Source organism: Paraburkholderia sp. GAS348 (genome assembly GCF_050434205.1).
GTDB lineage: Bacteria > Pseudomonadota > Gammaproteobacteria > Burkholderiales > Burkholderiaceae > Paraburkholderia.
Map to the genome: position 1 here is coordinate 217,684 of NZ_JBNPVT010000004.1, position 17,661 is coordinate 235,344.

15 protein-coding genes, 2 tRNA genes and 1 pseudogene are annotated in these 17,661 nt (G+C 63.2%); 12 read left to right on the plus strand and 6 right to left on the minus strand.

Going from position 1 to position 17,661, the window contains the following annotated elements; translation table 11 throughout:
- Positions 1-47: 47 nt before the first annotated feature.
- The 5 genes from P3T22_RS08990 to pncB all read right to left on the minus strand — a co-directional run bounded on the left by P3T22_RS08990 (position 48) and on the right by pncB (position 6,081).
- Entirely contained in the window at positions 48-1,493 is a 1,446-nt protein-coding gene (locus P3T22_RS08990; protein ID WP_429324784.1) for a DNA recombination protein RmuC, read from the minus strand.
- Positions 1,490-2,479 (minus strand): 2-hydroxyacid dehydrogenase, encoded by a 990-nt coding sequence (locus P3T22_RS08995; RefSeq protein WP_063496865.1) that lies wholly within the window; start codon positions 2,477-2,479, stop codon positions 1,490-1,492. Before P3T22_RS08995 ends, P3T22_RS08990 begins: the two co-directional genes overlap by 4 nt.
- Before the next feature lie 66 nt (positions 2,480-2,545).
- Positions 2,546-3,973 (minus strand): sodium:proton antiporter, encoded by a 1,428-nt coding sequence (locus P3T22_RS09000; protein ID WP_063498032.1) that lies wholly within the window; start codon positions 3,971-3,973, stop codon positions 2,546-2,548.
- A 67-nt stretch (positions 3,974-4,040) separates the two neighbouring features.
- Positions 4,041-4,703 (minus strand): LutC/YkgG family protein, encoded by a 663-nt coding sequence (locus P3T22_RS09005; protein WP_429324785.1) that lies wholly within the window; start codon positions 4,701-4,703, stop codon positions 4,041-4,043.
- Between the two features lie 181 nt (positions 4,704-4,884).
- Positions 4,885-6,081, minus strand: a complete 1,197-nt coding sequence (gene pncB, locus P3T22_RS09010) for a nicotinate phosphoribosyltransferase (RefSeq protein ID WP_063496867.1) — start codon at positions 6,079-6,081, stop codon at positions 4,885-4,887.
- Positions 6,082-6,361: 280 nt separating this feature from the next.
- On the opposite strand from pncB, the gene fdxA reads away from it, so the two are divergent.
- The 8 genes and pseudogenes from fdxA to P3T22_RS09050 all read left to right on the plus strand — a co-directional run bounded on the left by fdxA (position 6,362) and on the right by P3T22_RS09050 (position 11,461).
- Positions 6,362-6,685: a ferredoxin FdxA gene (gene fdxA / locus P3T22_RS09015; RefSeq protein WP_020069367.1), complete on the plus strand. Its 324-nt coding sequence runs from the start codon at positions 6,362-6,364 to the stop codon at positions 6,683-6,685.
- Between the two features lie 117 nt (positions 6,686-6,802).
- Positions 6,803-6,878 (plus strand) — tRNA-Asn (locus P3T22_RS09020).
- 62 nt (positions 6,879-6,940) lie between these two features.
- Positions 6,941-7,016 (plus strand) — tRNA-Asn (locus P3T22_RS09025).
- A gap of 258 nt (positions 7,017-7,274) precedes the next feature.
- Complete coding sequence (locus P3T22_RS09030) at positions 7,275-7,751, plus strand: CreA family protein (RefSeq protein ID WP_063498033.1); 477 nt, start codon at positions 7,275-7,277, stop codon at positions 7,749-7,751.
- A gap of 299 nt (positions 7,752-8,050) precedes the next feature.
- Positions 8,051-8,878, plus strand: coding sequence for an AraC family transcriptional regulator (locus P3T22_RS09035; protein ID WP_063496868.1), 828 nt, complete (start codon positions 8,051-8,053; stop codon positions 8,876-8,878).
- 319 nt (positions 8,879-9,197) lie between these two features.
- A pseudogene (locus tag P3T22_RS09040) lies at positions 9,198-9,953 on the plus strand (AzlC family ABC transporter permease); the annotation flags it as partial.
- A gap of 92 nt (positions 9,954-10,045) precedes the next feature.
- Positions 10,046-10,369 carry an AzlD domain-containing protein gene (locus P3T22_RS09045; RefSeq protein ID WP_429324786.1) on the plus strand — a complete coding sequence of 108 codons (324 nt, stop codon included), beginning with the start codon at positions 10,046-10,048 and terminating at the stop codon, positions 10,367-10,369.
- A gap of 330 nt (positions 10,370-10,699) precedes the next feature.
- Positions 10,700-11,461, plus strand: coding sequence for a DUF4088 family protein (locus P3T22_RS09050; RefSeq protein ID WP_063496870.1), 762 nt, complete (start codon positions 10,700-10,702; stop codon positions 11,459-11,461).
- Positions 11,462-11,666: 205 nt separating this feature from the next.
- Here the strand turns inward: P3T22_RS09050 and P3T22_RS09055 are convergent, their stop codons facing one another.
- Entirely contained in the window at positions 11,667-12,122 is a 456-nt protein-coding gene (locus P3T22_RS09055) for a hypothetical protein (RefSeq protein ID WP_429324787.1), read from the minus strand.
- A gap of 291 nt (positions 12,123-12,413) precedes the next feature.
- Here P3T22_RS09055 and P3T22_RS09060 point away from each other — a divergent pair, with 291 nt between their 5' ends.
- The 4 genes from P3T22_RS09060 to fumC all read left to right on the plus strand — a co-directional run bounded on the left by P3T22_RS09060 (position 12,414) and on the right by fumC (position 17,590).
- Positions 12,414-12,632 (plus strand): RNA-binding S4 domain-containing protein, encoded by a 219-nt coding sequence (locus tag P3T22_RS09060; RefSeq protein WP_063498034.1) that lies wholly within the window; start codon positions 12,414-12,416, stop codon positions 12,630-12,632.
- Between the two features lie 348 nt (positions 12,633-12,980).
- Positions 12,981-14,390: an MATE family efflux transporter gene (locus P3T22_RS09065; protein WP_063496872.1), complete on the plus strand. Its 1,410-nt coding sequence runs from the start codon at positions 12,981-12,983 to the stop codon at positions 14,388-14,390.
- A 163-nt stretch (positions 14,391-14,553) separates the two neighbouring features.
- Positions 14,554-16,173 carry a phospholipase D family protein gene (locus tag P3T22_RS09070; protein ID WP_063498035.1) on the plus strand — a complete coding sequence of 540 codons (1,620 nt, stop codon included), beginning with the start codon at positions 14,554-14,556 and terminating at the stop codon, positions 16,171-16,173.
- Between the two features lie 16 nt (positions 16,174-16,189).
- Positions 16,190-17,590 (plus strand): class II fumarate hydratase, encoded by a 1,401-nt coding sequence (gene fumC, locus P3T22_RS09075; protein WP_429324788.1) that lies wholly within the window; start codon positions 16,190-16,192, stop codon positions 17,588-17,590.
- The last annotated feature ends 71 nt before the right edge of the window (positions 17,591-17,661 follow it).

Genomic DNA, 17,661 nt, shown 5'->3' on the forward strand with positions numbered 1-17,661 from the left:
TCAGCAGCGTCGCGAGAAATCAGTCCGGAGAACCTCGCCCGGCTCTACTACTCGTCGGAATCCACGCCCGATAGCGCATCTCCGAGCAACCCGCTCGCCGCTTCACCCGGCAACGCCTCGACGTCACGCAGCTTGCGATTCATGACGCGAGTGCGTGTCTCCGCGGCTTCGATCGAACGCGTCACGGTTTCAAGCTGCGCCTTGGTCTTTGCCAGCACGTCGCCGAATTTACCGAACTCCGTTTTCACCGCGCCGAGCACTTGCCACACCTCGCTCGACCGTTTCTCGATCGCCAGCGTGCGGAAACCCATCTGCAAACTATTGAGCAACGCGGTGAGCGTAGTCGGGCCGGCGATCGTCACGCGGTAGTCGCGTTGCAGCAGATCGGTCAGGCCGGGCCGACGCAGGACTTCCGCGTACAGGCCTTCGGTCGGCAGGAACAGCAGCGCGAAATCGGTGGTATGCGGCGGCGACACATACTTTTCCGCGATCGTGCGCGCCTCGGCGCGTATCCGCGCATCGAGCGCACGCGACGCCTCCTCCACCGCAACGGGATCGGCGCGTTCCTGCGCCTCGATCAGCCGCTCATAGTCTTCGCGCGGGAACTTGGCATCGATCGGCAGCCAGACCGGTGTGGCAGCCCCCCCCGTCTCCGCGCGGCCCGGCAGTTTGATCGCGAATTCCACGCGATCGGCGCTTTTCGGCACCGTCGCGACGTTCTTCGCGTATTGATCCGCCGTCAGCAGTTGTTCGAGCAATGCCTCGAGCTGCACTTCACCCCACGTGCCGCGCGTCTTGACGTTGGTGAGCACCTTCTTCAGGTCGCCGACGCCCGCAGCCAGCGTCTGCATTTCACCGAGACCGCGATGCACCTGCTCCAGCCGGTCCGACACCAGCTTGAACGATTCGCCCAAACGCTGTTCTAGCGTGGCGTGCAGTTTTTCGTCGACAGTGCGGCGCATCTCTTCGAGCTTGGTCGAGTTGTTCGCCTCGATGCCTTTCAGCCGCTGCTCGATGGTCGCGCGCACCTCGGCGAAGCGGCGATCGTTCGCCTCGGTAAGTTGGCCCAGCTGCAAGGTCAGCGTCTCGCCAAACTGCTTGAGTGTGCGCCCTTGCTCATCGCGTGCCTGCTGCGCCTGTTGCTGCAGGCTGTGGCGCACCGCATCGAGTTGCTGCGCGAAGCCGTCGATCTTGCCGCCCTGCACCGTCGTCATACTGCTGAATTGCGATGCCAGCGTTTGCTGAAAGTGCGCGAACCCACTGCTCTGCTCGGTACGCGAGACGCGCGCCGTTTCGGCGATGTCATTGCGCAGCTGCCGCTCGAGCCGCTCATAGGCATGCGCTTGCGCATCTGCCGCTGCGTCGATACGTTCGCTGAGAATCTCGAATTGCTCGCTCCCGTCGGCGCGACTATTGCCGCGCATCAACAATGCCAACGCGATGACCAATGCGACCGCCAGCCCTGCAACGGCCGCCACCAGAATCATTGTCATGAACGCGCCTTGCCGATGACCTCGGGGTTAATCGGATTCGGCGGCCGGCCGGCGCGCGGACCTTCACCCAGCGCCGCAATCAGATTGTCCGCCGCGAGACTCGCCATAGCGCGGCGCGTTGCTTCGGTCGCGCTGGCGATGTGCGGCGTCAGTACGACATTCGGCACGCTCAGCAGATCCGGATTCAGATTCGGCTCGCCTTCGTAAACATCCAGACCGGCTGCGGCAATCTGCTTCGCGCGCAGCGCTTCGACTAGCGCCGCATCGTCGACAATGCCCCCGCGTGCGATGTTGGTGAGCGTTGCGGTCGGCTTCATCTGCGCAAGCTCGGCCCTGCCGATCGTGTGATGGTTCTCCTTCGTGTACGGCAAGACGAGCACCACGTGATCGGCGCGCAGCAGCAGATCCTGCTTGGACGCGTATTCCGCGTTCAGCTCCGCCTCGATCTCCCGCGCGACGCGCGAACGGTTGTGATAGATCACGCGCATGTTAAAGCCCTTCGCGCGACGCGCCAGCGCCTGCCCGATCCGGCCCATGCCGATCACGCCGAGCGTCGAGCCGTACAGGTCGGTGCCGAGAAAGCCATCATAGGTCCACTTCTGCCATTTGCCCGCGCGCAACCAGTGCTCCGATTCGGCAATGCGGCGCGCCGCTGCCATCATCAGTGCCCAGCCGAAATCGGCGGTCGATTCGTTCAGCACGTCCGGCGTATTGGTACCGAGTACGTTCGCCGCGTTGAACGCGGCCATGTCGAAGTTGTTGTAGCCCACCGCCATGTTCGACACCACGCGCAGACGCGGCGCCGCGGCGAGCACGGCCGCGCCGACCGGATCGCCCGCGGTCAGCGCGCCATCTTTTTCCGCGAGACGGTGCGTCAGCTCCTCGGCGGACAACACGTCGCCCTGGTGCCAGTCGACGTCGAAATACTGTTTGAGCCGTTCGATCACATCGGGAAAGATCGGACGGGTGACGAGGATCTTCTGCATTGCAATTCTCCGAATAGCGCGTCGAGTTCAATTGCCTCGGCATCAGAATAAGGGTGAAACCAGCCGTCAGAAAAACAGCCAGCCTGTGACGAGAAACAGCGGCATCAGCACCGCAACCGACCAGCCGAGATACGCGAAAAAGCTCGGCATGCGAATGCCGCGCGCCTCCGCGATCGCTTTCACCATGAAGTTCGGCGCATTGCCGATATACGTGTTGGCACCCATGAACACCGCGCCGGCCGAGATCGCCGCGAGCGTGGTGGCGCCGGTGGTCATCAGCATCTGCGCGTCGCCGCCGGCCAGGTTGAAAAACACCAGGTAGGTCGGGGCATTGTCGAGAAACGACGATAGCAGGCCGGTCGCCCAGAAGTACATCAGGTCGTGCGGCTGGCCGGACGGATTGACCAGATGGACAATGCCGGCGAACGCACCCGCCTCGCCGGCACGCAGGATCGTGATCACCGGCGCGATCGTCACGAAGATGCCGGCAAACAGTTTGGCGACCTCTTCAATCGGCGCCCAGTTGAAGTCATTGCCCGCGCGTGCAGCGCGCGGCGTCAGCGCCAGCGAGAGCAAGGTGACACCGATCAGCGCGATATCGCGCACGGCATTTTGCAACGCGACGTGCGTCCCGAAGACGTCGAACGCGACGTCCGACTTCCAGAGTCCGCTCATCAAAACCAGCGCAATCACGGCAGCGAGCAGCACGAAGTTGATCATGCCCTCGACGCCTGGCGGCGGCGAATCCGGTGTGGGATCGAGAAAGCGCGAGCGCTCTTCTTCCCGCCGATGAAAATAGTACGAGTCCAATGCATAGAACGCGGCCAGCAGCACGACACAGACGAACAGCATCGGCAACGCCAGATGCGTGGTGGTCCAGAAAAAACCCACACCCTGCAGGAAGCCGAGAAAGAGCGGCGGGTCGCCGAGCGGCGACAACGAACCGCCCGCGTTTGCTACCAGAAAGATGAAGAACACCACGACATGAACGACGTGCTTGCGGTTGCCGTTGGCGCGCAGCAATGGGCGGATCAGCAGCATCGCCGCGCCGGTCGTACCCATGATGCTGGCCAACAAAGTGCCCAAAGCGAGAATTGCGGTATTCAGCCGCGGTGTGCCATGCAGATTGCCGCGCACGCAGATGCCGCCCGCGACCGTATAAAGCGCCGTCAGCAGCACGATGAACGGAATGTATTCTTCGAGCACCGCATGGACCAGCGTACCGAACGCAATGCCCATGCCGAAGGTAAGCGCAAACGGCACCAGGAACACTAGCGCCCACGCTGCCGCGATCTTGCCGAAATGGTGATGCCAGAATGCCGGCGCGATCAACGGAAACACCGCGATCGACAACAACACGCCCGCAAACGGCAAGCCCCATAGCGCCGACAAAGTCGCGCCGTCGAGCGTAGCCGCCGAGGCCAGCTGAGGCCACGCCGCCAGCGTCAGTGCAGCGGCGAGCACCATGCTCGACGCTACGGCATGTCGTTTCATATTCTTGAAGTCCTTGTTACTGCGGCCGCCCGTGCGCGCCGCGCGGAGACACCGACGCTCGTCGCGCTCAGGCGCCACGTACGACGATCACATGCACCCGATAAGGTCCATGTGCGCCAAGCACGATAGTCTGTTCGATATCGCCGGTGCGCGATGGCCCCGAGACGAAATTGACCGCGCGCGGAAGCTCGCCGCGTTCGCTGCGGATCAGCCCGAACGCCTCTTCATGTCCTGAGACGATGCGCGAAGCCGGCACGATTGCTATGTGCGTTTCCGGCAGCAGGCTTGCCGATGCATAGGTTTCCGGTCCGGACAACAGAACGACGGTGCCCGTCTCCGCAGTCGCACAGAAGCAGCCGGTGAGCCCGACCACGTCGCCATCTTCAGGCTTGCGGAATTCGACGTTGAGGCCGGCCTCGGCCCATTGCAGATCTTGCAGGGTTTGCCAGGCGATCGCCTGCAGCGGCAAGGCGTGTTCAGTAAGGTACCGATGCGCGGCGGAAGGCACCTCGCCCAGCGTTTCGACCGTATCGACCGTGGTCGCCATTTTCTGCGCTTCTTCAATGAAGCGCGTGGTCAGATCGGACGGCATCTCCGGACGCGGGCCTTGGGGATGGCGTGCCAGATAATCCGCAGCCGCCTCGCGCTCGGAAACAGACGGCTCAGGCTCGCGCCCCTGTGCTGCGCGGATGCGCGCCAGGATGTTGCGGCGGGCAATCGATGTGTCCATATGCGAAATCCTCGTGTCGACAGCCGTGCGATATGGCGAGGATTATACCGGCCACCCTGCGCGCAAACACCCTGGCCGAACGGCCTATGGCCGCATATCGACCCCGCATCGGCCACGCGGCGAGCGCGGCCTCCGCGACGTATCGGCACGCGAGCCGCACATGGGCCGCGCCGGCGCCGCATTACTTCACAACGTCTTCCTCGGGCTGCGCAATGCCGAACACCTGACGCAGATACGCGAGATAGGCCTTGTCTTCGCACATGTTCTTGCCCGGCGAATCCGACAGCTTCGCCACCGGCTGACCATTGCAACGAACCATTTTGATGACGATCTGCAACGGGTTGTAGCCCAGGTCGTTGGTCAGATTGGTGCCCACGCCGAATGCCAGCTTGCAGCGGCCGCGGAAACGCTCGTACAGTTGCAGCACCTTCGGAATGTCGAGTGCATCGGAGAACACGAGGATCTTGGTGCGCGGGTCGCAGCGGTTCGCCTCGTAGTGCTTGAGCAGGCGCTCGCCCCAGTCGAACGGATCGCCGGAATCGTGGCGCGCGCCGTCGAACAGCTTGCAGAAGTACATGTCGAAGTCGCGCAGAAAAGCCTGCATGCCGTACACGTCGGACAGCGCGATACCGAGGTCGCCGCGATACTCCTTTGCCCACATCTCGAACCCGAAGATCTGCGAATCGCGCAGCCGCGGACCCAGCGCCTGGCACGCCTGCAAGTATTCATGCGCCATCGTGCCGAGCGGCGTGAGGTTGTGCTTCATCGCGTAGAAGACGTTGCTGGTGCCGGCGAATTGCTCGCCGAGACCGTCTTTCAGCGTGAGCGTCACTTCTTCGTGCCATTGCTTCGAGAAGCGGCGGCGCGTGCCGTAGTCGGCGATCTTGCAGTCGGCGAATTCCGGGCGCGCGCCCAGCAGCTTGATCTTTTCGACGAGACGGCCGCGCCCTTCGCTGTAATCAGGCTTTTGCTGGGTGTTGCGGAAGTAGACCTCGTTGACGATCGCGAGCATCGGTATCTCGAACAGGATCGTGTGCAGCCACGGCCCCTTGATCTCGATGTCGATTTCGCCATTGCCCTTCGGCGACGGTTCGATCGAAATGTACTTCTCGTTCAGATGGAACAGCGCGAGAAACTCGATGAAGTCGCCCTTGATGAAGCGCATGCGCCGCAGGTAATCGAGCTCGTCGTCGGTAAAGCGCAGATCGCACAGCTTGCGCACTTCACCGCGAATCTCGTCGATATACGGCACGAGGTCGACATTCGGCGTGCGGCAGCGAAACCGGTACTCGACATTCGCCGCGGGAAAGTGATGCAAAACCACCTGCATCATCGTGAACTTGTACAGATCGGTGTCGAGCAGCGAAGTAATAATCATGATGGTGCGAACGGGACTGCTGGAAAAACGGAAGGCTTGACTCGACCAAAGGCGTCAACCCATGCGCGGGCGGCGCGCCCCTTGCGCGTCGGCTTGACGCATGTTACCCGAATGCGCCCGGATTGATCGCGCGGGCGGGCGGCTCTCGCCGGACGCCATAAACTAATCACGAAAACGTATAAAAGGCATTCCCCGATGCCGTATGCGGCTCTTGACGTTACGTTACAATAGCGCTTTTGGCGTTTCGCCTCCCCTGATTCCGCATGCAGGAGCTGCCTGAATGACTCACGTTGTGACCGAAAGCTGCATCAAGTGCCGCTATACCGACTGCGTCGATGTGTGCCCGGTGGACTGCTTTCGCGAAGGTCCCAACTTCCTCGCGATCGACCCCGATGAATGCATCGACTGCGCCGTGTGCGTCGCCGAATGCCCGGTAAACGCTATTTATGCCGAAGAAGACGTGCCGGGCGACCAGCAGAACTTCATCGAGCTGAATGCCGATCTGGCGAAGAACTGGCCGAGCATTACCAAAACCAAAGCGCCGTTGCCGGAAGCCGACGAATTCAAGGACGTGAAGGAAAAGCTGGCCCTGCTCGCACGTTGAGCGGCGCGGCCTGTCTGCCGCCCTGCCGAATCCGACCCAAATCGAGATGAACGCAAGGTATTGACAGGTGCTTAAGCTGCCCCTACAATTTCGCTTCTCTGCTGTTTGTTGTTCTGTTCCTCGATAGCTCAGTCGGTAGAGCGCCGGACTGTTAATCCGTAGGTCCCTGGTTCGAGCCCAGGTCGAGGAGCCAAGAATTGCAAAAGCCCGTTAACCAATACGGGCTTTTTTATGTAGATCAAGTGGTACTGCTGTTCCTCGATAGCTCAGTCGGTAGAGCGCCGGACTGTTAATCCGTAGGTCCCTGGTTCGAGCCCAGGTCGAGGAGCCAAAATTTGGAAGGCCCGCATTCGTGCGGGCCTTTTTATTTTGGCCCGGCGTTTTGGTCTGCCGTTTTGGTCCAGCCTGTTTCAATGCCAGATCAGGCGGCCCAGTCCGGGGAGGGCTGGTTTGTTCCGGCCGGAAGATAACGCATGGCCTGCTGCGGGCATTTGCACCGACCCTCTGACGGGCACACCGTTATACGATGGTGTTTTATCGGCGTAACACCTTCTCGCGCCCAACCCAAAAGCTCATTCCCGGCCATCTCATGAAACCGACCTTGTTGCGCATCGCGCTTGCAGTCACTGCCGCCCTGCTGCTTTCCCCGGCACACAGCGAAGAAGTCGGCAGCGTCAATACCAACTTCCACATCACAGGTTCGGACCGCGTGGTCGTCGAAGCCTATGACGATCCGCTGGTCCAGGGTGTGACCTGCTACGTTTCGCGGGCGCGCACTGGCGGCATCAAGGGCACGCTCGGCATCGCCGAAGATCCGACCGAAGCGTCAATCGCCTGCCGTCAGGTCGGCGCGATTCACTTCACGGGGCCAGTGAAACAGCAGGCAGACGTGTTCTCCGTAAGCATGTCGCTGATCTTCAAATCGCTGCATGTGGTGCGGGTGGTCGACGCGAAGCGCAACACGCTGGTGTACATGACCTACAGCGACCGCATCGTCAGCGGCAGCGCGAAAAACAGCGTAAGCGCCGTGCCGATGCCGGCTGGTACGACGATCCCAGTCAAGTAATCACCGTCCAACGGCAAAACTCACTACGCAAAGGCATGCACTCGTGAGTGACGGCACCGGTAGCGGCCACGGCGCGCTACACTGACTGGTCCAGGCGGGTTGCCGGACCGCCGGATTGCCGGATTGCCGGATTGCCGGGTTGCCGGGTTGCCGGGTTGCCGGGTTGCCGGGTTGCCGGGTTGCCGGGTTGCCGGGTTGCCGGGTTGCCGGGTTGCCGGGTTGCCGGATTGCCGGACCGCCGGACCGCCGGGTTGCCGGACCACCGGACCACCGGACCACCGGACCACCGGACTTTCATCATGACCGCCCATCGCTTTCAGGATTCCGCCCGCTACTGGCGCACGCCGCTTCTGCCCGGCGCGGATCTGCTCACGGCCGAATATCACAATCACGAGTTCACGCCGCATTGGCACGATGCGTACACGATTCCGGTGATCGTCGCGGGAGCCGAGGGGTATCGATATCGCGGCTCGGACTATGTCGCCGAAGCGGGCAGTGTGCCGATCATCAATCCTGGCGAATTGCACACGGGTTCCAAGGCTGTCGAGGCAGGCTGGCGATATCGCGTGATATATGCACCCGTGGATTTCATTCACGAGCTCGCCAACGAGGTCGCCGGCAAGCCAAAGGCGTTGCCGTGGTTCGCGCCGGGGGTGATCCGCGATCACGATCTGGCGCAGCGGCTGGCGCACGCGCATTGTCTGCTGGAGGCCGGCGACGATCCGCTTGCCGCCGAGGCCGCCATGCTCGACGCGCTGTCCACCTTGCTGGTCCGCTACTCGCAAACGCAGCCGGAACCGTCGCGCCTCGCCGCCGACGACGCCCGCGTCGCCACAATGCAGGAGCGCCTGACCGGCGACCTCGCCGAACCAGTCACGCTGGCGGAAGTGGCGCGGGCAGCGGGACTATCGCCGTTTCACGCCGCACGCCTGTTCAATCAGGCTACCGGCCTGCCACCGCACGCGTGGCGCAACCAGGTGCGCCTGCAACGCTCACTCGCACCGTTGCGCGCGGGTGTCTCAGTGACGGATGTCGCCGCAGCGAGTGGTTTCACGGACCAAAGTCATTTCACACGCCATTTCCGGCGCATGTTCGGGGTGCCCCCGGGACGCTGGCAAGGCGCCTGAGACAACACCGTCCAGCACGGCGAGGCACCGGGCACAGCGGGCTTGCGACTGATTCGACTCGCACGGACGGCTGCACGGCCGCCACCTATTCGCCGCGCGCCCTGGACCTGGCTAGCCATACGCCGCACGACTCAACCTGCGAGCGGGTCCTTCCAGCCACTCTATATAAGCATCCGTCCCCGCCTCTCGCAGAGCCGTCGTCCATACGCTCCAGCCGGCCGCCCCGCAACCTGACAAGACATCCTGGACTCGCCACCGCAAGAACGTACAAGCCCCGTCCACCGCCAATCGCTATGCTTCCCAAATCAAGGAGGCAAGATTGACCCATTCCAACCCCGGCCAGCCTTCAGGCTCTAGCCACTTAAAAGAATTCACCGCCGGCGCGCGCGACATCATCCCGATGATGGTCGGTGCGGCGCCCTTCGGCGTGATCTTCGGCACCCTGGTCGCATCCGGCCCGCTGCATCTATGGCACGGGCAGCTGATGTCGCTCGTCGTATTCGCCGGCTCCGCGCAATTCATCGCGCTGGGCCTGATCGCTGGTCACGCGAGTTTTGCGGTGATCTGGGCGACCACGCTCGTCGTCAACCTGCGTCACGTGCTGTACAGCGCAACGCTCGCGCCGCATGTCGCGCATCTGTCCGCGCGCTGGCGCTGGGCGCTCGGCGCACTGCTCACCGACGAAGTTTTCGCGGTCGCGTGGGAACATTACCGGCATCGGGAGCCCGGCACGATCGGCCCGCACTACTTCTTTGGCGCGGGGCTCGCCATGTACCTGAACTGGCAGCTCTGGACCGTTGCCGGCCTGCTGTTCGGTGCCGCCTTTCCGGGCCTGCAGTCGCTCGGGCTCGATTTCGCAATGGTTGCCACCTTCATCGCGATCGTCGTGCCGCAACTCGTCGCGCTGCGCTATATCGCGGCGGCCGTGACCGCCGGCACGCTGGCCTTCTTCTGGCAAGCATGGCCGTACAAGCTCGGCCTGCTCGGCGCGGTGTTCGCGGGCGTGGTAATCGGAGTCTTGCTGTCAGTGCCGTGGCTTGGGCGAGGCGCGCGGGAGAATCGCGAATCCTCGCGAGAAGCTTCGCGCGACACCTCGCAGGATGCCCTGCGGGAAGCCCCGCGGAAAACCTCGCGGGAAACTTCGCAGGAAACCATGGAGGCATCGCGATGAACTACGTCGTTCTGATCCTCGGCATGGCCGTCATTACGTGGGTGATCCGCGCCGCCGTCTTCGTGCTCGGCGACCGGCTGGTGTTCCCGCCGCTCGTGCGCACCGCGCTTGGTTTCGTACCCGTTACAGTGCTAACCGCGATCATCGTCCCGATGGCGGTCTCGCCGCACGGCACCGGTGCCGAATTGACCTGGCGCAATCCGCAACTGGTCGGGGCGCTGGCGGCCGTCGCGGTCAGCGCGCTGACGCGGCGGCCACTCCTGACCATTGCGGTCGGCCTGACGGTCTTTTTTGTCTGGCAAGGCCTCGTGCTCAAATAGGCGCTGTTCGAGGCCCACATCATGCCTCTCGCGCCCACGTTGTCATGGGCGCGAGGCACGGCTGTCCCCGCATGGTGCAGGCGCCCACCGCCCACGGCCCCTCACAGGCGACGCATCCCTCCAAGGCCGCCGCCAAAACCTCGCCCACCCTTAAGTTTCCCTTAATTCCGCCGATATGATGTCGAGGTCCGCTCATCGGGAACCATCCCGCTGGTTACGCGGCAACAGGCAGGAATCAACCGCGACGGCATTTGGCGTCGCGTCTCACAGGGCCCGGCTACGGTCGGGCGACTTGACGAGGCCGCGCGGCAGGACCAAACGGGATAACACATGGGTCAAATCACCCTCAAGCTCAAAGACGAGACCATTGCGACGCTGCGCAAGGACTTCGACGCTTTTTTGCGGGTTTCGCTGAAGCTCGATCCGCAGTTCGCGACGCCGTCGTTTGAGGACTTTTTGCGCGCCAAGCTGCTCGACAATATCGTGCCGCTGACAGAACATGCGGTTCAGCGAATGTTGCAAGGTGGTCAGTACGCGTGGGCGAAACGCACGCTAGACAAGGAATTCCCGGACGTCGTGGCGATTCTGATGCGGCAGGCGGAAGAATTCGGTTTCGGCTTTGCGGCCCGCTCGGAATGGACGCCGGAAGAGCTCGCCAAGCAGTGCCGCGACTGGGCGGCGGCCATCGTCAAGGAAGCGGAAGGCGACGCTGCGCTGATCGATCCGCTTGCGGCGCAGATCAAGGGCGCGGCGCAGGACATCCAGGCGCTCGAGGAAGTCATGCAGACGCCAGCCTGGCGTCTGGTGGAATCACTGCGTCAACGCGTCTACGAAGCCAAAGTGGCATGTGAAACCGGTGTGGGCAGCTCCGCGCGCGAAAAGCTCGGCGAACTGCGCGGCCTGTTGCGCCTGGGGATTTCGCACGGCTCGTTCCAGAAGCAGGAAGCGCAGCAGATCATGGAGTACCTGCGCTTGCTGAAGCCGGAGATTTTCGTCGAAGAACCGTATGACGTGTTCTCACGTCTCGCCGCATGGCTGCGCAATTTCTTCGTGCCGCCGCGTCCGGCTCCACAACAGCAGCAACGGCAGTAGCGGCAGTAGCGGCAGTAGCGGCAGTAGCGGCAGTAGCGGCAAAAGCAGGTTCAATCCCACATCGTCCTGAGCCTGGCCCCAATCTCGATCTTCGCCTGCGCGGCCGCGGCCAGCCCGGCCGCTATCGGCGCACCTGACGCTGGCGCCCGCGACTTGCGACGCGGCGGCCAGGATTGCCGCCACGCCATGTGCTTCAGACTCAGGCTTAGTGCTTCACGTCAGCGCCGTTATCCTGATCGGCAGCCCCGCCTTGCATGTTCATCTTCATTTCATTGTCGGCAGTCTGCTTGTCGGCCTTCTGATTGATCCTGGCATCACGCACCTGCTCCTTGTACTGCGACTTGGCAGCCTTTTGCTGTTGCTTCAACTCCGCCTTGGACGCCTTCTTCGACGCCTTGTAGTCGGCGTTCGCCTGTGCGTTGGCGTCGCGCTTCTGGACCAGCGGATCGGGCGAACCCGATGCCGTCAGACGCGTCGGCGCCGGCGCCGCCGGCTGCACACCCTGCGCGGCCGGCGCTGCGGGCGCGACATCGGCGCCTTGGGTCTGAATCTGTGCCTGGCCGTTGATACCGGCGGCCGGTCGCGCGGTCTGCGCGAGCGCGGCGGTAGCGGCAAAAGCAGTCAGGGCGGTACCGATCAGGAGCGTACGAATCTGGGTCATGGCTAAATCCTCTCTAAAGTTGTTGTGACGCGGGCGCCGTATCCGGCGCGGCACGCCCGGTCTAGTCATTGCTGGAAGAATGCAGCAGGCTTTGCTGCAAGGACGAACTTTACGAGTGAATTTCCAAACATACGACCCGTGTTACGGAACGTTTCACTTTCCGACAACTTCATAACATACGCATAACATCTGCTTTCAATTGCCGGAGTACGGTCCCGTCCCACGGGGACTGTCATTCAGGGCAAGCTTCTGGCTTATCATGCGAACCCTTTGCTTCAAGGTGCAAACGCCATGCCCAACCTCGATTTCACACTGACCGGCGACTACGTCGAACTGCACAATCTCCTGAAGATAACGGGGCTCGCGGACAGCGGCGGGTCGGCAAAAATGATGGTCGCGGACGGCGCGGTGACCGTCGACGGCCGGGTCGAGACGCGTAAGACCTGCAAAATTCGCGCGGGTCAGGTCGTGCTGTTCGGCGATACGCGAATCGCAGTGCACGAGGCTTGACGCGCTGCCTCGCCGGTCCCGGGGCACACCCGCAGCCAAAAACGCTGAACCGGCGACTGGCGGCCGCGAACTCGAAATCGAAGACTGGTGACCAACGGCCCGTCATCCGGGGCGTTGAGTCCGAAAACCCGGAAGGCCGCGCGCACCAAAATCGTGCTTCCTCCATCGACATCCCCGCGCCCAAGCAATAAGCTGTCGGTTTCGACAGACAAACAATCGGCTGACAGCCGCCCTACGCTTCGGGTGAACCTGCGCATGTCGCCGCCTCACCGGCCGCGCGCAAGCCCCGCGAGCCACCCGGCTTGCGCCCGCCGCCACGCTGTTGCCCCTTCTGCTTCCAAGCGCTCCATGACTCAATCCGGCTTCACCCGGGTGGCCGCCCGACCGCCGACCCTGTCCCGCCACGCGGCCGACACCGCTCGGCTCGCGGCCCCGCTCGCCATTGCGCAACTTTCGCAAATGGCGATGGGCGTCACCGACACGATCCTGCTCGGCTCGCTCGGCCCCGACGCGCTCGCCGCCGGCGGCCTCGGCGCCAACCTGTTCTTCGTCGTGGTCACGCTATTGCAGGGCGTGCTCACCTCCGTCAGCGTGAGCGTCTCGCATGCGCGCGGCGCGCAGGACGAGGGCCGTGTGCCGCATATCTATTGGACCGGCCTGGTGCTGTCGGTACTGCTGTCGGTGCCCGCGTTCTTCCTGCTGTCGTTCGCTACACCGATCCTGCTGGCGTTCGGCGAACCCACGCTGCTTGCGCACAATGTCGGCGAATACGCGGCGGTGCTGCGCTGGGGCTCGCTCGGCAGCCTGATCGGCGTCGGCCTGATGCGCTCGTTCCTGCCGGCCATCGGCGCCGCCAAGCGGCTCCTGTGGGTGTCGCTCGTCAGCGTGTTCGTCAACGGTTTTCTCAACTACGGGCTGATTCACGGCGTCTACGGACTGCCCCGCCTCGGCTTTCTCGGTTCGGCGGCGGCCACCTCGATCACTGTGTGGCTGAGCGCGCTCGTGCTGATGGCCTTGTTGCATCTGCGGCCACGCTATAAACACTTCGTTGTCGCGACACGGCCGAACGTGCCGTTGATGGGCGAGTTGTTCGGCATCGGCTGGCCGGTCGCGATCACCTACGGCGTCGAGTCGACCCTGTTCCTCGCCACCGGCCTGATGGTCGGCCTGCTCGGCGAATCGCAACTGGCCGCGCATCAGATCGCATTGAATGTCGCTTCGGTAGCCTTCATGGTGCCGCTCGCGATCGGCCAGGCGGCCAATGTGCGGGTCGGTTACTGGTCCGGCGCCGGCCAGCCGCTCGCCGCGCGCCACGCAGGTTTCGTCGCGCTCGCGCTCGGCATCGGCTTCATGACGCTGTCGGGCATTGTGCTGATCGCCGCGCCGCACTGGATCGTAGGCCTCTATCTGCACCTCGACGACCCCGCTAACGCAGCCACGGTCGCCCTGGCGAGCTCGCTGCTCGGCGTGGCCGCGATCTTCCAGATCGTCGACGGCATGCAGACGGTCGGCTCAGGCTGCCTGCGCGGGCTGAAGGACACGCGCGTGCCGATGATCGCCGCGACCTTCGGGTACTGGGTCATCGGCTTTCCGACCGGTTACGTGCTGGCATTCCACTTCGGGCTGGGCGCACGCGGTTTGTGGTGGGGACTCGCGGCCGGTCTCGCGAGCGTTGCGCTGCTGATGACGCTGCGCTTTCACAAACTGAGCTTGCGACGCGTGCCAGTCACACCCGGCGCGGCACCTGATTCCGCTTAGAATGGATTTCTCGGCGGCGTAAGCAAGCCACACCCGCTGCCGCCATGAGAGGCCTGCAAACGGGAGAAACAGCGTGTCGTGGCGTCAAAATCAAAATCAAAATCAGGCTGCACCGCATAGCAAGCACGCGTTCAGCACGCACCGGACGCAGTCCCTCGCCCCGATGGAAGTCCCCTTGCGGGACTGGGGGACGGCGAGACATTTCTTCCTGCTGTGCTGCGCAACGGCATTTTTAACCGCTTGCGCCACCAAACCTCCCGCCACCGCATTCGACCGTCCGGTCACCCACGCACTGCCCGTCACTGAAACAACGCCGCTTCACACGGCCCTCGCGCCGCTCGAAGCCGCGCATCCGGACGAGTCCGGTTTCCGGCTCCTATCGAGCGGCACCGACGCCTTGCAGATGCGCATCGCGCTCGCGCGCGCGGCAACAAAAACCCTCGACATGCAGTACTACATTGCCAATGAGGACACCACCGGCAAATTGCTGCTCGGCGCCGCGCTCTATGCGGCCGACCATGGTGTGAAAGTGCGCATGCTGGTCGACGATCTGAACTTCAAGGACATCGACCGTACGATGGCAGGTCTGAACTCGCACGACAATATCGATATCCGCGTCTTCAATCCGTTCGGCAGCGCGCAGGAAGGCATGTTCGAACGCACCACCAACGTGTTCACGCAGATCGGCCATTTCACCCGCCGCATGCACAACAAGTCGATGATCGCCGACAACCAGTTGGCCATCGTCGGCGGCCGCAACCTCGGCGACGAATATTTCAGCGCCAGCGAAACGCTGCAGTTCCGCGACCTTGACGTGCTAGCCGCCGGCCCAATTGCCGCCGACGTCTCCGCCAGTTTCGACGACTACTGGAACAGCAGCATCGCCTATCCGCTGCGGGTGCTGAACAAACAGAAATTCGATGCGAAGGAGCTCGACCAGACGCGCGACGATTTACGCCAGCACTGGCGCACCAACGCCGATCCGTACAACGCGAAGCCGCTGAACGCTACCCCGCTCGCCTCGCAGATTGCCCAGGATCAACTCGGCTTGACATGGGCGCCGGCCGAATTCAAGGCGGACCTGCCGGAGAAAATCGAACATCCGTCGCCGGACTACGTCAGCCCGCCGATGCAGCGACTCGCCGAACTGATGCGCGACGCGCAGAAAGATTTTCTGGTCATTTCGCCCTACTTCGTGCTGCACGAGGCCGGTGTCAAAGCGGCCGGCGAACTGACGCATCGTGGCGTACGGATCGCCGTGCTGACCAACTCGCTCGCGGCAACCGACGCGGTGGCCGTGCAAGCCGGCTATAGCCCCTTCCGCGTGCCGCTGTTACAGCAAGGCGTGGAGTTGTACGAATTCAAACCGCAGCAGAGCGTGCCGAGCACCGGTTTCGCCGGATCTGGCTCGCGAACCAGCCTGCACGCAAAAACCTATGTCATCGACCGCAAGATTCTGGTGATCGGCTCGATGAATCTCGATCCGCGCTCGGCCAATCTGAATACCGAGCAGACGCTGGTCATCCATAGCCCGGTGCTCGCCGAACAGGTCGCGCGGATCTTCGAACGCGCCATCGCGCCCGAAGCGAGCTACCACGTCACACTCGCGGATCCGGCGCAACTCGCCTATCTGCGCTCGATCGGCGCGCCCCTGTCGCCGCTCGTCTGGACCGACGTCGAGGACGGCGCGCGCCGCACCTATATCTTCGATCCCCAAGCGGGCTTTTACCGGAATGCGCTAACGGGTCTATTCTCCCTATTGCCCGTCAACGCAGAACTTTGAAAAGCGGAGTTGAACCATGACTGAAGACGTACGAATGGAGCGCGATACGTTCGGTGAAATCGCCGTGCCGAACACTCGTCTATGGGGCGCGCAAACCCAGCGCTCGCTGCAGAACTTCCGTATTTCGTCCGAGAAGCAATCGCCCGAGCTGATCACCGCGCTGGCCGTCATCAAGCGCGCCGCTGCCGAAGTCAACCTGGGTCTGGGCGTGCTCGACGAGAGCAAGGCGAAGGCGATCATGCAAGCGGCCGATGAGATCATCGACGGCAAGCACCCCGAGGAATTTCCGCTCGCTGTCTGGCAAACCGGCTCCGGCACGCAAACCAACATGAACCTCAACGAGGTGATCGCGAATCGCGCGAGCGAGCTGCTCGGCGGCGAGCGCGGCGAAGCGCGCAAGGTGCATCCGAACGATGACGTGAATCGCGGCCAGTCGTCGAACGACGTGTTTCCGACGGCAATGCACGTGGCCGCCGCCAATGCGGCCGTCAAGCATCTGCTGCCCGCGCTGAAGACGCTGCGCGATACGCTCGACGGCAAGGCGAAAGCCTTTGCCGACATCGTCAAGATCGGCCGCACGCACCTGCAGGACGCCACGCCGCTGACGCTCGGCCAGGAGTTCTCAGGCTACGTCGCGCAACTCGATCACGGCATTCGTCATGTGGAGTCGGCGCTGCCGCATCTGTACGAACTCGCGCAGGGCGGCACGGCGGTCGGCACGGGGTTGAACGCGCATCCGCAATTCGCGGACAAGGTGGCGGCCGCGATCGGCAAGCTGACCGGCTTGCCGTTCGTCTCCGCGCCGAACAAATTCGAAGTCATGGCCGGGGCCGATGCGCTGGTGTTCGCGCACGGCGCATTGAAGACAGTGGCGGCGAGCCTGAACAAGATCGCCAACGACATCCGCTGGCTCGCGAGCGGCCCGCGCTGCGGGCTCGGCGAACTGTCGATTCCGGAAAACGAACCGGGCAGCTCGATCATGCCGGGCAAGGTCAATCCGACCCAGTCCGAAGCCTTGACGATGCTGTGCGCGCAAGTGTTCGGCAACGACGTCGCGGTGAATATCGGCGGCGCGAGCGGCAACTTCGAGTTGAACGTGTTCCGGCCGATGATCGCGCACAACGTGCTGCAATCGGTCCGTTTGCTCGCCGACGGCGCACACAGTTTCAACGACAACTGTGCAGTGGGCATCGAGCCGAATCGCGAGCGCATCGATACGCTGCTCAACGAATCGCTGATGCTGGTGACGGCGCTCAATCCGCACATCGGCTACGACAAGGCCGCGCAGATTGCGAAGAAGGCGCACAAGGAAGGCACTACGCTGAAGGCGGCGGCGCTCGCGCTCGGCTATGTCACCGAGCAGCAGTTCGACGAATGGGTACGGCCGAAGGATATGGTCGGGCATTCGGCCGGGTGAGCCGCTACACGATCGGGCGGCACTTTTGCCCGGTTGGCCGATTTCCCGGCCCGCGTTGAACAGCAGGCCGC